Origin of the sequence: Pseudomonas sp. PDM31 (assembly GCF_019218965.1) — a bacterium.
Taxonomy (GTDB): domain Bacteria; phylum Pseudomonadota; class Gammaproteobacteria; order Pseudomonadales; family Pseudomonadaceae; genus Aquipseudomonas.
Map to the genome: position 1 here is coordinate 272998 of NZ_JAHUWS010000009.1, position 13649 is coordinate 286646.

A 13649-nucleotide genomic window follows, 5' to 3' on the forward strand; every position below is an offset into this window, starting at 1 on the left:
CAACTGGAAAGCCACCTAGAAAGGAAACAGCGGGCTGAGGAAGAAACGGTCGAACCAGCCTGGCTGACTCGCATCGGCAAAGGAACCTGTACCCGAGTAGGTGATGCGCGCATCGGCGACACGGGTCGACGACACGGTATTGTCGGTGGCGATGTCATCGGCGCGAACCAGTCCGGCGATCCGCACCAGCTCGTCGCCGGTGTTGAGGGTCATCCACTTCTCGCCACGAACCGCGATGATGCCGTTGGGCAATACATCCGCAACAGTCACCGTGATCGAACCGGTCAGGGTATTGCCCTGTGCGGCCTTGCTGTCACCCTTGGTCGCGCGATCGCCTTCGTAGCTGGCATCCAGACTCAGGTCACCACTGCCAAACGGGTTGTTGGTGCTGGGTGTGGCGCCGAACAACGAAGTCAAGCCGATGCTCGCCTGGCTGTTCTTGCCGATTTGCGAGTTGGCGTTTTTGCTGGCCTGGGTCCTCTCGTTCAAGGTGATGGTGATGATGTCGCCCACCCGGAACGCCTTGCGGTCGCTGTAAAGGTTCTGTTCAAACCCGGCCTGATAAATCGAGCCATTGTTCGCTGCAGCCGGCAACGGCGTACGCGGCAACACCGGCGCGTAATAAGGGTCGTTGGGCTTGGGCGTCGAAGGAACGCAGCCGGCGAGCACAACAGCCCCACTCAGTGCCAGAACAGATACAAAGCGATTCATGACCCTACCTCACGGTGTTGCAGGCGGCCTCATGACCGCCTCATAGACTTGATTACAGATTCTGCGTTACGAACGAGAGCATCTGGTCGGCGGTGGAGATCACCTTGGAGTTCATCTCGTAGGCGCGCTGAGTGGTGATCATGTTGACCATCTCCTCAACGGTGCTGACGTTGGAAGTTTCCAGGGTGTTCTGCAGCGTGGTGCCGAAGCCAGCCAGGCCCGGAGTGCCGACTTGCGGCGCGCCACTGGCAGCGGTTTCCAGGAACAGGTTGTTGCCCACTGCCTGCAGACCGGCCGGGTTGATGAAGTCGGCGGTTTGCAGGTTGCCGATCACCTGGGAAGCCGGATTGCCGGCAACGGTGATGGACACGGTGCCGTCACGACCGACGGTGAAGGTTTGCGCGTCGTTCGGAATGACAATGGCCGGTTCCAGGGCGAAGCCGCTGGCGTTGACGATCTGGCCGTTGGAGTCCAGGTGGAACGTACCGTCACGGGTGTAGGACGTGGTGCCGTCCGGTTGCAGGATCTGGAAGAAACCGCGACCGTCGATGGCCATGTCCAGCGGCTGCTCGGTGGTTTGCAGGCTGCCGGCGGTGAAGTTTTTCTGGGTGCCGACGATGCGCACACCGGTACCCAGTTGCAGACCCGACGGCAGTTCGCTGTCCTGGGTCGACTGGGCGCCTGGCTGACGCTTGATCTGATAGAGCAGGTCCTGGAACTCGGCGCGATCACGTTTGAAGCCCGTGGTCGATACGTTGGCCAGGTTGTTGGAAATGGTGGTGAGGTTGGTGTCCTGGGCGGACAGACCTGTTTTGGCAACCCATAGAGCCGGAAGCATTCGATTCTCCTCGTGCGCCTGTTTTACGGCGCGACGTTCTGATAATTAGCTGATCTGCAAGACCCGAGCCATGGCCTGGTCATCGTCTTTGGCGGTGTTCATCATCTTGATGTGCAGTTCGAATTGCTTGGCCAGGGCCAGTACCGAGGTCATCTCGTCCACGGCATTGACGTTGCTCGACTCAAGGAACCCGGACACCAGCTTGACGTTGGCATCGGCTTGCGCCGGCTGGCCGTCCCGGGTGTGAATCGAACCGTCCAGGCCTTTGGTCATGTTCTTGATGTCCGGGTTGACCAGCTTGATGCGGTCGACTTCCGCCATGACACGAGGGCCTTCGCCCATCGCGCGAATGCTGATGGTGCCGTCCTCGCCCACCTCGATTTGTTGCTCGGGTGGCACGGCAATCGGCCCGCCATTGCCGATCACCGGCATGCCATTGCCAGCGCGCAGCACGCCCAGGGCGTCGACCACCAGGCTACCGGTACGCACGTAGCTTTCGCCGCCATCGGGGTTCTGCACCGCCAGCCAGCCATTGCCTTGCACGGCAACATCGAGGTCGCGGCCGGTTTCCACCAGGCTGCCAGGGGAGAAGTCGGTGGCCGGGCGTTCAGACATGGCAAACGCACGCGCCGGAAAGCTGTCACCGAACACCGGCATCGAACGCGCCTGCTCCAGGTCCTTCTGGAAGCCGTTGGTGGAGATGTTCGCGAGGTTGTTGGCATGAGCCTTTTGCGCCAGTGCATTCTGGCTGGCGCCGGTCATTGCCACATAAAGGTACTTGTCCACAATCTTTCCTCTGCATGCCGGACGGTTGCCGCCCACCGCTGTGTTGCGCAGGTTGTAGCAATTTGCAGACCAACTTGCGCGCAGCGGCGCCAACCCCTTTTAAACAGGGGGCTGGGGCTGATCGGAAGGGAATTGAACGATGTATCGAAGACGAAAAACCGGCGCGCTGATGCCGCTTGGCGGCAACGCCGTGAAAAGCCGGCTACCAGCCTTTCACGCCGCTCATGTCGGGCAACTTGTGAGCAATGCCTTTATGGCAGTCGATACAGGTTGCCTGGCCGCTGGCCAACGAGGTGGAGTGCATGTTGGCGGCGCGCTTGCCCTGGCGTGTGAAGTCCATGAACTCGAAGTTATGGCAGTTGCGACACTGCCGCGAATCGTTGGCCTTGAGCCGTGCCCACTCGTGTTCGGCCAGCTCCCGGCGCATGTCCAGGAACTTGTCCCGGGTGCTGATAGTGCCGAACAGCTTACCCCAGACCTCCTTGGAAGCCTGCATCTTGCGGGCGATCTTGTGCGTCCACTCGTGAGGGACGTGACAGTCCGGGCACGTGGCGCGCACGCCCGAACGGTTGGTGTAGTGGATGGTTTCCTGCAACTCGACGAAAACGTTGTCGCGCATTTCATGGCAGGACGTGCAGAACTGCTCGGTGTTGGTCGCTTCCAGCGCGGTGTTGAATCCACCCCAGAAAATCACCCCGGCGATAAACCCGCCGAGGGTCAGAAAACCCAGGCTGTAATGCACGCTGGGCCGACGCAGCACACCCCAATAATCCTTGAACAAGGCAAGCAAAGATTTCATGGCCTCTCCTCAAGGTTTCGGCTGCTGGTGTATTTCATCTTGCAAGACCTGGTCGATGTTCTTGAAGCTGTTGTTCACCAGTGGCTTCACATCCTTTTGCGGCACGTGACACTGGTTGCAGAAGTAGCGGCGCGGCGACACCGCCGCCAGAGCCTGGCCGTCACGGTCCATGTAGTGAGTGATGCTGATCATCGGCGCCTGGGTACGCGCACTGTTGGCGCGACTGTGGCAGGTCAGGCACTTATTGCTGTTCATGTCGATGGCATACCCGCGAATACTGTGGGGTATGGTGGGCGGTTGCTCGGGGTAATTGCGCTCACGCTTGAGGTCCTTGTTCTCGTCTTCTGCGATAGGCGGTGCCGGCAGCTCCTGGGTCAGGGTCCCGCCGGCTCTGCGACCATCCGGTGCCGGTGCATCCAGGGGGTAAGCGGGCTCTGCGGCAAATGTCGTGGGCAGCCACGTCAGCAGCACGACAAGAAAGGACAGCGAACGATAATTCATGAAAGCTCTCCTTATGCCGTCGCGATCAACTCAATCCTGATCGCGCATTTCTTGTAATCGGTCTGTTTTGAGATCGGGTCCGTTGCATCAAGCGTGACTTTGTTGATCAGCTTGTTGGCATCGAAAAACGGCACGAACACCAGGCCTTGGGGCGGCTTGTTGCGCCCCCGGGTTTCAATCCGCGCACGCATCTCGCCGCGCCGACTGATCAGCTTCACTTCGCTGCCACGCCGGGCATTCAAGGCCCTGGCATCGGCCGGGTGCATGTAGACCAGCGCATCGGGGATCGCTTTATGGAGCTCCTCGACACGCTGGGTCATGGTCCCGGTGTGCCAATGTTCAAGCACCCGACCGGTGCTCAGCCAGAACGGGAAGTCCGCGTCCGGGGCTTCTGCAGGAGGCTCGTAAGGCAGTGCGAAGATGATCGCTCTCTTGTCGGGGTAGCCGTAGAACTGCACGCCACTGCCCTTCTCGACATACGGGTCGTAGCCTTCGCGGAAGCGCCAGAGCGTTTCCTTGCCTTCGACGACGGGCCAGCGCAAGCCGCGCTCGGAGTGATAACGATCAAAAGGCGCCAGGTCATGACCATGTCCACGGCCGAACTGGGCATATTCTTCGAACAGGCCTTTTTGCAGGTAGAAACCGAAATCCCGGGCCTCGTCGTTCTGGTAGCCCTGCGCCATTTGTTCCACCGGGAACTGATCGACCTGGCCATTCTTGAACAGCACCTCATACAGGGTCTTGCCCTGGTATTGCGGTGAACTGGCCAACAGCTCCTGCGGCCAGACTTCGTCGGTTTTAAAGCGTTTGGAAAACTCGACCAATTGCCAGAGGTCCGACTTGGCGTCACCCGGCGCCGAGACCAGTTGATGCCAGAACTGCGTACGCCGCTCTGCGTTGCCGTACGCGCCCTCTTTCTCCACCCACATTGCCGTTGGCAAAATCAGATCGGCCGCCTGTGCCGAGACGGTGGGATACACATCCGACACCACCACGAAGTTCTCCGGGTTGCGCCAACCCGGCAATACTTCCTGCATGATGTTGGGCCCGGCCTGCATGTTGTTGCTGGCCATGGTCCAGTACACATTGAGCACGCCGTCCTTGAGCATGCGACTTTGCTGCACGGCGTGGAACCCGACCTTTTCCTTGATGGTGCCTGCCGGGAGTTTCCAGATTTTTTCCGCGGTGGCGCGGTGCGCCGGGTTGGTGACCACCAGGTCGGCCGGCAAGCGATGGGAGAACGTGCCCACTTCACGTGCCGTCCCGCAGGCCGAAGGCTGGCCCGTCAGGGAGAACGGACTGTTGCCAGGCTCGCTGATTTTCCCGGTCAGCAGGTGGATGTTGTAGATAAGGTTGTTGGCCCAAACACCACGGGTGTGCTGGTTGAAACCCATGGTCCAGAACGAAACCACCTTGCGCTTGGGGTCGGCGTACAGTTCGGCCAATGCCTTGAGGCGCTCGGCTGGTACGCCGGTTTCCTTCGCGGTGCGCTCAAGGGTGTAGGGCTTTACGAAAGCAGCGAACTGCTCGAAGTCGATGTCGGTCCAGGTGTTCGCCTTGTCGGCATTCTTGGCTTTCATCTCCAGCGGATTATCGGCACGCAAACCGTAGCCGATGTCATCGGTGCCTTTGGCGAACTTGGTGTGTTTGCTGACGAAGTCTTTGTTGACCGAACCGCTTTCAATGATGTGATTGGCGATGTAATTGAGGATGAGCAGGTCCGTCTGCGGCTTGAACACCATCGGAATGTCGGCCAGTTCAAAACTGCGGTGTTCGAACGTAGAGAGCACGGCCACTTTCACATTCGGCTGGCTCAACCGCCGATCGGTCACCCGACTCCAAAGAATCGGATGCATCTCCGCCATGTTTGAGCCCCATAAGACGAATGCATCAGTGACTTCGATGTCGTCATAACAGCCCATCGGCTCATCCATACCGAAAGTGCGCATGAACCCCATGACCGCCGAGGCCATGCAATGGCGTGCATTGGGGTCGATGTTGTTGGAGCGAAAGCCCGCCTTCATCAACTTGTTAGCCGCGTAGCCTTCCCAGACCGTCCACTGTCCGGAACCGAACATGGCGACAGATTCCCCGCCCTTGTTCTTCAGCGCCTCCTTGTACTTCAACTCCATTACATCGAACGCCTGTTCCCAGGACACCGGGTGAAACTCGCCTTGTTTGTCATATTGCCCATTGGTCATGCGCAACAGCGGCTGGGTCAGCCGATCCACGCCGTACATGATCTTGGATAAAAAGTAGCCTTTGACGCAGTTCAACCCGCGATTGACCTCGGCTTTTACGTCACCGTGGGTTGCAACAACCTTATTGTCCTTGGTCGCCACCATGACGCTGCAACCGGTGCCGCAAAATCGACAGGGCGCTTTGTTCCAGTCCAGGGTCGCCATGTCTTGTTCGGTGATCAGGTTGCTGGCAGAGGTAAACACCGGGAGGCCCGCAGCGGCAGCCGCGATCCCGGCCGCCTGGACTTTGACAAACTCTCGCCGCGTCATAGGCATGTGCTTTCTCCCGTTATATCGAGAATCTCGTGATAAACCAGGGCCGCATTGAGCACGCCTGGCAAGCGATTGATCTGGTCGATTCGCTGAAGAATCTGGCTTTCGTGTTCGGTTTCCAGCACTACCACCAATTTGCCGGCGGGGCTTTCCTGGTGAAGCTCGACGCCCGTGAGCAAACGCAGGTTGGCTTTTACTGCTTCGAACAGGGCCGGACGGGCATGTACTACCAGACTGGCAATGTGCAGCGTCTTTTCCATGACCCGGACTCTCTGCTGAATTAGAGATAGATGACGATCAGTTTCAGTTTGGGGGGCCTGGCGGACCGAGGAGCATTTGCAGAAACCAGACGAAAAAGCCGTAACCACCGACTATCGCCACCGATAACAGTGGAAACAGGACGATGATCAGGAAATAGAACAGGCGAGTTTCTTTGCGAACTCGCCGGGTAGAGTCATCCATTGATGACATGGTCAGCGCTCCTGCCAAACGTTGAGAAGAGCGTAGATGGCCTATTGGGTAACTTCCATGATTTGGATCAATGGCAGGGGGTAACTGCTTAAATAGGAACTTGAATCACTAGTGAATCACTAGCATCTAGTAACGGCTCTTAATTAAATATTTCCTCAACGCTCAAGTTTGCCTATTTCATATTCGCGCAACTTGTTGGCAATCGTTGTATGAGAGACGCCCAGTCGCTTGCCGAGCAAGCGGCTACTGGCATGTTCCGAATACAGCCGTTCCAGCACCGCCTTCTCGAAACGCCCGACGATCTCGTCCAGCCCACCCTCCAGCGAAAAATCGCCAAGGGGCTGGCGCACACCATAATCCGGCAAACGAATGTGCTCGGCCTTGACCGTGCCGCCGTCGCACAGGGAAACCGCCTGGAACAACACGTTCTCCAGCTGCCGCACGTTACCTGGCCAGTGGTAGTGACTGAGCCGCTCCATGGCCGCCGGGGCGAGCTTGGGCAGCGGACAGCCAATCTGCCGGCTGGCCTGGTCGAGGAAGTGCTCGACCAGAGGTGGCAAACCGTCGAGGCACTCTCGCAACGGTGGGATGTGCAGCGACAACACGTTCAAACGGTGATACAGGTCCTGACGAAACTCGCCCCGGGCGCACAATTCGGACAGGTCGACCTGGGTCGCGCAGATCACGCGCACATCGAGGTAGACCTCTTCATCACTGCCCACCCGACGGAAGCAACCGTCCTGCAGGAAGCGCAACAGTTTCACCTGCAGGCGCGGGCTCATTTCCCCCACACCATCGAGAAACAGTGTGCCGCCCGCCGTCAGCTCCAGCAGCCCGAGTTTGCCTTCGGCACGCGCGCCCTCGAAGGCACCAGGCCCGTATCCGAACAGCTCGGTCTCGGCCATGGACTCCGGCAGTCCGGCGCAATTGAGCGCCATCAAGGGTGACTGTCCGCGCGGGCTGGCCAGATGACAGGCACGCGCGAGCAATTCCTTGCCGGTGCCGGTTTCGCCTTCTATCAATAGCGGCGCATCCAGCGGTGCCATCCGCCGCGCCTCGCGCACCACTGCGGCCATGACTTTCGAACTCTGAAAAATACTGTCGAAGCCGCGCAGCTCCTGCTTGCGCACGTTATAAATACGCTCGCCGACGCGGTCGGCACGGTGCAAGGTCAGCACCGCACCCGCCATGGCTTCGCTGTCGTCATGCTCTGACTGCAGTGGCGCGATATCGGCGAGAAACACATCGCCCCTGACCTTGACCCGCAGCCCGTTGATCCGCGATTTATTGGCGCGCACCAGCTCCGGCAAATCGAAATCTTCGGCATAGCGCGACAGGGGAATCCCCGGCACTTCGTCGACCCGCACCCCGAGCAGTTGCGCCGCCGCACGGTTGGCCGCAACGATGGAGCCGCCCATGTCGATCGACAGCACCGGAAACTCCAGGGCGCCGAGCAGCGCATTGAGCTCCATGTGTCGGCGTTCGCTGGGCATCAGGCCTACGCGCTTGACGCCGAAGACCCCGGCGATCGCTTCGAACTTGGGGCGCAACGCCTGAAACTGGATGTTGATCAGGTTCGGGCAATGCAGATAGATGGCGTTGCCATGCTCTCCGCCCACCTCGCCGCGAGCGACGTTGATGCCGTATTCCACCAGCAGGTTGAGAATGTCGCGCAGGATGCCGATGCGGTTCTGGCAGTGGACTTTGATACGCATATAAAAGGCCCGAAAAAGCGGTGATGGAGTTGATGCCTGGCGCAGCCCCCTGTGGGAGCGGGCTTGCTCGCGAAGGCTTAGACGCAGCCAACATTGATGTATCAGACAGACCGCTTTCGCGAGCAAGCCCGCTCCCACAGGGGGCGGCGGCGCCTTTGAGGCGGAGATTTCTGCAGAAGCACCCAAATAGTCGTCAAGATTATGTGACAGACAAAGCGTTTTTCAAACTAGAAACACTCAATAGCTGCGCGACCCCGGCCGCTTCGTAACGAAAACTTTACAAATATCAGCGAATTTTCCTACGCACACCACGAATCACCTGCTGCAACAACGCAATCCTTGGGGTATTCCTAGGTCCATAGCAGCACATAACAAGAACGAAATCCCCTAGCAGGAGAGCAGCATGAAGCAGACGCAATACGTGGCTCGCGAGCCCGATGCGCATGGTTTTATCGACTACCCCGCCGAAGAACACGCGGTGTGGAACACGCTGATCACTCGTCAACTGAAAGTGATCGAAGGGCGTGCGTGCCAGGAATACCTGGACGGTATCGAAAAACTCGGTCTGCCCCACGACCGCATTCCTCAACTCGGCGAAATCAACAAAGTCCTCGGTGAAACCACCGGCTGGCAGGTTGCCCGGGTACCGGCACTGATTCCCTTCCAGACTTTCTTCGAATTGCTGGCCAGCAAGCAGTTTCCAGTGGCGACCTTTATTCGTACCCGCCAAGAGCTGGATTACCTGCAGGAACCGGATATTTTCCACGAGATTTTTGGCCACTGCCCGCTGCTGACCAACCCGTGGTTCGCCGAGTTCACCCACACCTACGGCAAACTGGGTCTGAAGGCCTCCAAGGAGGAACGCGTCTACCTGGCGCGCCTGTACTGGATGACCATCGAGTTCGGCCTGGTCGATACCCCGCAAGGCCAGCGCATCTACGGCGGCGGCATTCTGTCTTCACCGAAAGAAACCGTGTACTGCCTCTCGGACGAGCCTGAGCATCAGGCGTTCAATCCGCTGGAATGCATGCGCACGCCCTATCGCATCGACATCCTGCAGCCGTTGTATTTCGTTCTGCCGAACCTCAAGCGCCTGTTCGACCTGGCCCACGAAGACATCATGGGCATGGTCAAGCAAGCGATGCAGATGGGTCTGCACGCACCTAAATTTCCGCCAAAACCAAAAGCGGCGTGATCCGCTGCTTTTAAAATCAAGTGAACCTGTCAGGAACCGACGCTTTGCTCTAGCGTGGTGTTACTGATGGCCGATTTCCCATTATTCGATTTCAGGAAAACATCATGTCCACATTGAACCAAGCCCATTGCGAAGCCTGCCGCGCCGACGCCCCACAAGTCAGCGACGAAGAACTGCCGGTACTGATCAAACAGATCCCGGACTGGAACATCGAAGTACGCGATGGCGTGATGCAACTCGAAAAGGTTTTTCTGTTCAAGAATTTCAAGCACGCGCTGGCGTTCACCAACGCCGTCGGTGAAATCTCCGAGGCCGAAGGCCACCACCCGGGCCTGCTGACCGAGTGGGGCAAAGTCACCGTCACCTGGTGGAGCCACTCGATCAAGGGCCTGCACCGCAACGACTTCATCATGGCCGCGCGCACCGACGAAGTGGCCAAGGACGCCGAGGGCCGCAAATAATGCATTTCGACGCCATCGGTCGAGTACCTGGCGACCCGATTCTGGGGTTGATGGAGGCGTATGCGCAGGACACAAACCCGCGCAAGTTTGACCTTGGCGTGGGCGTCTACAAAGACGCCCTGGGCCTGACGCCGATTCCCCAGGCGGTGAAGATTGCCGAACAGCGTCTGGTTGATCGTCAGGCCACCAAGACCTACATCGGCGGTCACGGAGAGCCGGCGTTTGGCAAAGTCATCAATGAGTTGGTGCTTGGCGCCGACTCTGCGCTGATCGCCGAACAACGGGCCGGCGCCACCCAGACGCCGGGCGGTACCGGTGCGCTGCGCCTGAGCGCGGATTTCATCGCCCAGTGCCTGCCGGGGCGTGGTGTGTGGCTGAGCAATCCGACCTGGCCGATTCACGAAACCATTTTCGCCACGGCCGGGCTCAAGGTTAACCACTACCCCTATGTCGGCAGTGACAACCGCCTCGACGTTGAAGCCATGCTGGCAGCGCTCAACGAAGCGCCCAAAGGCGATGTGGTGTTGCTGCACGCCTGCTGCCACAACCCGACCGGTTTCGATTTGTCCCATGACGACTGGCGCCGGGTGCTGGAAGTGGTGCGCCATCGGGATCTGGTGCCGCTGATCGACTTCGCGTACCAGGGTTTCGGCGATGGCCTGGAACAGGACGCCTGGTCGACCCGGTTGTTCGCCGCCGAACTACCGGAAGTGCTGATCACCAGTTCCTGCTCGAAGAACTTCGGGCTCTACCGTGATCGCACCGGCGCATTGATTGTCTGCGCGAAAACCACCGAGAAACTGCTGGATATCCGCAGCCAACTGGCCAACATCGCCCGCAACCTGTGGTCGACGCCGCCGGATCACGGGGCTGCGGTAGTCGCAACCATCCTCGGCGACCCGGAGCTGAAAAGTCTCTGGGCTGACGAAGTGGAAGCCATGCGCTTGCGTATCGCCCAATTGCGCAGCGGTCTGGTCGAAGCACTGGAACCTCACGGCTTGCGCGAGCGCTTTGCGCATATTGGTGTGCAGCGCGGAATGTTCTCCTACACCGGTTTGTCGCCGGAGCAGGTCAAACAGCTGCGCGATCATCACAGCGTGTACATGGTCGGCACTGGCCGTGCAAACGTGGCCGGGATAGATGCGACGCGCCTGGATCTGCTGGCCGAAGCAATCGCCGAAGTCTGCAAGTAATTTGAAGCACTGGCAGGCCCCCTCTGTGGCGAGGGGGCTTGCCCCCGTTGGGCTGCGCAGCAGCCCCACCTCCAGCAGCCGATACCTGTCGGGTAAAACGGCGGCCGCTTCGCGACCGAACGGGGGCAAGCCCCCTCGCCACAGTGGGTGAGCGTTGCTCCTGCTGACCTGTCTAGACAATCCCATCCGTCGAAACTAATGGATATAAAAGTCCGTTTGTCATTTTTACTGCTGTATCCTGCCCATGCTTTTTTCAAAGCGCGGATCTACCAGATCTATCAACAGACTTAGCGAGGAGCGCGACTATGCACGAGATCCCTAATCTCCCCTTCCCAAGCCTGCACGAAACTGAGCAGACAACCACGCAACAAGCCGGCGCCCAACAGCCCGAGCCGAAACAAGCCACTGACAGTCGCCAGGCTGACAGCGAAGACTGAGTAACGCGCCGTACAGACCGTGTGGAAAGCGCTAACATGCGCTTTCCACACTGCCTGAACCATGAGCCCCACCATGACCGAAGACTTCAGCGAAGCTCAAGCCAGCGTTCTGATCGGCACCGCCGAGAAAATGATCGAGATCTGGAATCGCCTCTCCCCTGAGAAACAGGCCGCATTGCTCGCACGTTTCGGCACTGAAGAAAATGCCCTGGCCGCCCTGGTCACCACGCAACTGGTCGCTCCCGCCAAACCCGACTGATGCCATCCGGTAAATAGTTATACTTTTGCACGACCGGTAAGCGTTCACGCCGTTATCATAAGCAGCCTATCTATCCTGCTGTCCCGTGGACCTTTACCCATGTCAGAAACCCGGCGCCCCTTGGCGGTCACGCTGCAAGTCGTCTCCATCGTCCTGTTCACCTTTATCGGTTACCTGAATATCGGCATTCCCCTGGCTGTACTGCCAGGCTACGTCCACAGCGACCTGGGTTTCGGTGCGGTGATCGCTGGCCTTGTGATCAGCGTGCAATACCTGGCCACCCTGCTGAGCCGCCCGTATGCCGGGAAAATCATCGACAACAAGGGCAGCAAGCTGGCGGTGATGTATGGCCTGGCCGGTTGCGGCCTGAGCGGTGTGTTCATGCTGCTGTCAGCCTGGACCCAAAGCTTGCCGACCCTGAGCCTGATCAGCCTGCTGATTGGCCGCCTGGTATTGGGCAGCGCGGAAAGCCTGGTGGGCTCGGGCTCGATCGGCTGGGGCATCGGCAGGGTCGGCGCGGCGAATACCGCCAAGGTGATTTCCTGGAACGGCATCGCCAGCTATGGCGCACTGGCCGTCGGCGCGCCGCTGGGCGTACTGCTGGTCAATCGACTGGGCTTGTGGAGCATGGGTGTGAGCATTGTGCTGCTGGCCATCATCGGCCTGCTGCTGGCCTGGCCGAAAACCGCCGCACCGATCGTGGCCGGTGAACGCCTGCCGTTCATGCACGTGCTCGGGCGGGTCTTCCCCCACGGTTGCGGCCTGGCCCTGGGTTCCATCGGATTTGGCACCATCGCCACTTTCATCACCCTGTATTACGCCACGCAACACTGGGACAACGCGGTGCTGTGCCTGAGCCTGTTCGGCGCCAGTTTTATCGGCGCGCGCCTGCTGTTCGGCAGCCTGATCAACCGCCTCGGCGGCTTTCGCGTCGCCATTGCCTGCCTGTCAGTGGAAACCCTGGGACTGCTGTTGCTGTGGCTGGCACCGGACGCGCATTGGGCGCTGGCGGGCGCGGCGCTGAGCGGTTTCGGCTTTTCGCTGGTGTTTCCGGCGCTGGGGGTGGAAGCCGTCAACCTGGTCCCGGCCTCCAGCCGTGGTGCCGCCGTCGGCGCGTACTCGCTGTTCATCGACTTGTCGCTGGGGATCACCGGGCCACTGGCCGGGGCCATTGCAGCCGGGTTCGGTTTCGCTTCGATCTTCCTGTTCGCTGCCCTCGCCGCGTTTTGCGGCTTGATGCTGAGCGTATATCTGTACCGACAGGCGCCAAGCCAGCGTGAAGCGCGCGCGTCGCGCTAGAAGTCGACCTTGCCGCGCCCGGCCTTGATGTTGCCGCGCTTGCTCTTGGATTCGAGCCTGCGGGTCTTCGAGCCGAGGGTCGGCTTGGTCGGACGGCGTTTTTTCTCGACCTTGGTGGCGCTGAGAATCAGCTCGGTCAGCCGCTCCAGGGCATCGGCCCGGTTCTGCTCTTGGGTCCGATACTGCTGGGCCTTGATGATCAGTACCCCTTCGCTGGTGATGCGACTGTCACGCAGCGCCAGCAGGCGTTCCTTGTAGAACTCGGGCAAGGACGAGGCCGGAATGTCAAAACGCAGGTGCACGGCGCTGGAGACCTTGTTGACGTTCTGCCCACCGGCACCCTGGGCGCGAATGGCGGTCAACTCGATCTCGGCATCGGGCAGATGCACGTTGTTGGAAATCACCAGCATGGAAAAGCGTCCGTATTCAGAGCGTGCAGGATACCGCGAATGGCCTAACGTTGATGCAGAC

The 13649-nt window shown here is 59.6% G+C and carries 16 protein-coding genes; 6 read left to right on the forward strand and 10 right to left on the reverse strand.

Annotated elements, in window-relative coordinates; translation table 11 throughout:
• Positions 1-15 precede the first annotated feature (15 nt).
• The 9 genes from flgH to KW839_RS19340 form a co-directional block, all read right to left on the reverse strand.
• Positions 16-711, reverse strand: a complete 696-nt coding sequence (gene flgH, locus KW839_RS19300) for a flagellar basal body L-ring protein FlgH (protein ID WP_060541373.1) — start codon at positions 709-711, stop codon at positions 16-18.
• Positions 712-763: 52 nt separating this feature from the next.
• Positions 764-1549 carry a flagellar basal-body rod protein FlgG gene (flgG, locus tag KW839_RS19305; RefSeq protein ID WP_056742138.1) on the reverse strand — a complete coding sequence of 262 codons (786 nt, stop codon included), beginning with the start codon at positions 1547-1549 and terminating at the stop codon, positions 764-766.
• A gap of 45 nt (positions 1550-1594) precedes the next feature.
• Complete coding sequence (locus KW839_RS19310) at positions 1595-2335, reverse strand: flagellar basal body rod protein FlgF (RefSeq protein WP_060541372.1); 741 nt, start codon at positions 2333-2335, stop codon at positions 1595-1597.
• Positions 2336-2537: 202 nt separating this feature from the next.
• Positions 2538-3134: a cytochrome c3 family protein gene (locus tag KW839_RS19315; protein ID WP_218425203.1), complete on the reverse strand. Its 597-nt coding sequence runs from the start codon at positions 3132-3134 to the stop codon at positions 2538-2540.
• A gap of 9 nt (positions 3135-3143) precedes the next feature.
• Positions 3144-3635, reverse strand: a complete 492-nt coding sequence (locus tag KW839_RS19320) for a nitrate reductase cytochrome c-type subunit (RefSeq protein ID WP_060541370.1) — start codon at positions 3633-3635, stop codon at positions 3144-3146.
• 11 nt (positions 3636-3646) lie between these two features.
• The gene (napA, locus tag KW839_RS19325; RefSeq protein WP_218425204.1) at positions 3647-6151 is read right to left on the reverse strand and encodes a nitrate reductase catalytic subunit NapA; all 2505 of its coding nucleotides are present in this window, start codon (positions 6149-6151) and stop codon (positions 3647-3649) included.
• Positions 6142-6408 carry a chaperone NapD gene (locus tag KW839_RS19330; protein ID WP_060541368.1) on the reverse strand — a complete coding sequence of 89 codons (267 nt, stop codon included), beginning with the start codon at positions 6406-6408 and terminating at the stop codon, positions 6142-6144. The genes napA and KW839_RS19330 overlap by 10 nt, the downstream gene beginning before the upstream one ends.
• Before the next feature lie 43 nt (positions 6409-6451).
• Positions 6452-6619 (reverse strand): periplasmic nitrate reductase, NapE protein, encoded by a 168-nt coding sequence (locus tag KW839_RS19335; protein WP_060541367.1) that lies wholly within the window; start codon positions 6617-6619, stop codon positions 6452-6454.
• Positions 6620-6774: 155 nt separating this feature from the next.
• The gene (locus KW839_RS19340) at positions 6775-8334 is read right to left on the reverse strand and encodes a sigma-54-dependent transcriptional regulator (protein WP_218425205.1); all 1560 of its coding nucleotides are present in this window, start codon (positions 8332-8334) and stop codon (positions 6775-6777) included.
• Between the two features lie 403 nt (positions 8335-8737).
• On the opposite strand from KW839_RS19340, the gene phhA reads away from it, so the two are divergent.
• The 6 genes from phhA (at position 8738) to KW839_RS19365 (ending at position 13178) form a co-directional block, all read left to right on the forward strand.
• Positions 8738-9529, forward strand: a complete 792-nt coding sequence (gene phhA, locus KW839_RS19345) for a phenylalanine 4-monooxygenase (protein ID WP_060541365.1) — start codon at positions 8738-8740, stop codon at positions 9527-9529.
• A 104-nt stretch (positions 9530-9633) separates the two neighbouring features.
• Positions 9634-9990: a 4a-hydroxytetrahydrobiopterin dehydratase gene (locus KW839_RS19350; protein ID WP_060541364.1), complete on the forward strand. Its 357-nt coding sequence runs from the start codon at positions 9634-9636 to the stop codon at positions 9988-9990.
• Entirely contained in the window at positions 9990-11183 is a 1194-nt protein-coding gene (locus KW839_RS19355; protein ID WP_256352727.1) for an amino acid aminotransferase, read from the forward strand. The genes KW839_RS19350 and KW839_RS19355 overlap by 1 nt, the downstream gene beginning before the upstream one ends.
• A 305-nt stretch (positions 11184-11488) precedes the next feature.
• Positions 11489-11620: a hypothetical protein gene (locus tag KW839_RS27710; RefSeq protein ID WP_256352728.1), complete on the forward strand. Its 132-nt coding sequence runs from the start codon at positions 11489-11491 to the stop codon at positions 11618-11620.
• Positions 11621-11693: 73 nt separating this feature from the next.
• Positions 11694-11879 (forward strand): hypothetical protein, encoded by a 186-nt coding sequence (locus tag KW839_RS19360; protein WP_218425206.1) that lies wholly within the window; start codon positions 11694-11696, stop codon positions 11877-11879.
• 99 nt (positions 11880-11978) lie between these two features.
• Complete coding sequence (locus KW839_RS19365) at positions 11979-13178, forward strand: MFS transporter (protein ID WP_218425207.1); 1200 nt, start codon at positions 11979-11981, stop codon at positions 13176-13178.
• On the opposite strand, the gene arfB is transcribed toward KW839_RS19365, so the two are convergent.
• On the reverse strand, positions 13175-13588 hold the full coding sequence (gene arfB, locus KW839_RS19370) for an alternative ribosome rescue aminoacyl-tRNA hydrolase ArfB (protein ID WP_060541360.1): 414 nt from the start codon (positions 13586-13588) through the stop codon (positions 13175-13177). The two genes, KW839_RS19365 and arfB, sit on opposite strands and share 4 nt — an antisense overlap.
• Positions 13589-13649 lie beyond the last annotated feature (61 nt).

Coding starts and splice junctions, on each gene's coding strand:
- flgH (WP_060541373.1), bottom strand. CDS start 711: ATGAATCGCTTTGTATCTGTTCTGGCACTGAGTGGGGCTGTTGTGCTC.
- flgG (WP_056742138.1), bottom strand. CDS start 1,549: ATGCTTCCGGCTCTATGGGTTGCCAAAACAGGTCTGTCCGCCCAGGAC.
- KW839_RS19315 (WP_218425203.1), bottom strand. CDS start 3,134: ATGAAATCTTTGCTTGCCTTGTTCAAGGATTATTGGGGTGTGCTGCGT.
- KW839_RS19320 (WP_060541370.1), bottom strand. CDS start 3,635: ATGAATTATCGTTCGCTGTCCTTTCTTGTCGTGCTGCTGACGTGGCTG.
- napA (WP_218425204.1), bottom strand. CDS start 6,151: ATGCCTATGACGCGGCGAGAGTTTGTCAAAGTCCAGGCGGCCGGGATC.
- KW839_RS19330 (WP_060541368.1), bottom strand. CDS start 6,408: ATGGAAAAGACGCTGCACATTGCCAGTCTGGTAGTACATGCCCGTCCG.
- KW839_RS19335 (WP_060541367.1), bottom strand. CDS start 6,619: ATGTCATCAATGGATGACTCTACCCGGCGAGTTCGCAAAGAAACTCGC.
- KW839_RS19340 (WP_218425205.1), bottom strand. CDS start 8,334: ATGCGTATCAAAGTCCACTGCCAGAACCGCATCGGCATCCTGCGCGAC.
- phhA (WP_060541365.1), top strand. CDS start 8,738: ATGAAGCAGACGCAATACGTGGCTCGCGAGCCCGATGCGCATGGTTTT.
- KW839_RS19350 (WP_060541364.1), top strand. CDS start 9,634: ATGTCCACATTGAACCAAGCCCATTGCGAAGCCTGCCGCGCCGACGCC.
- KW839_RS19355 (WP_256352727.1), top strand. CDS start 9,990: ATGCATTTCGACGCCATCGGTCGAGTACCTGGCGACCCGATTCTGGGG.
- KW839_RS27710 (WP_256352728.1), top strand. CDS start 11,489: ATGCACGAGATCCCTAATCTCCCCTTCCCAAGCCTGCACGAAACTGAG.
- KW839_RS19360 (WP_218425206.1), top strand. CDS start 11,694: ATGACCGAAGACTTCAGCGAAGCTCAAGCCAGCGTTCTGATCGGCACC.
- KW839_RS19365 (WP_218425207.1), top strand. CDS start 11,979: ATGTCAGAAACCCGGCGCCCCTTGGCGGTCACGCTGCAAGTCGTCTCC.
- arfB (WP_060541360.1), bottom strand. CDS start 13,588: ATGCTGGTGATTTCCAACAACGTGCATCTGCCCGATGCCGAGATCGAG.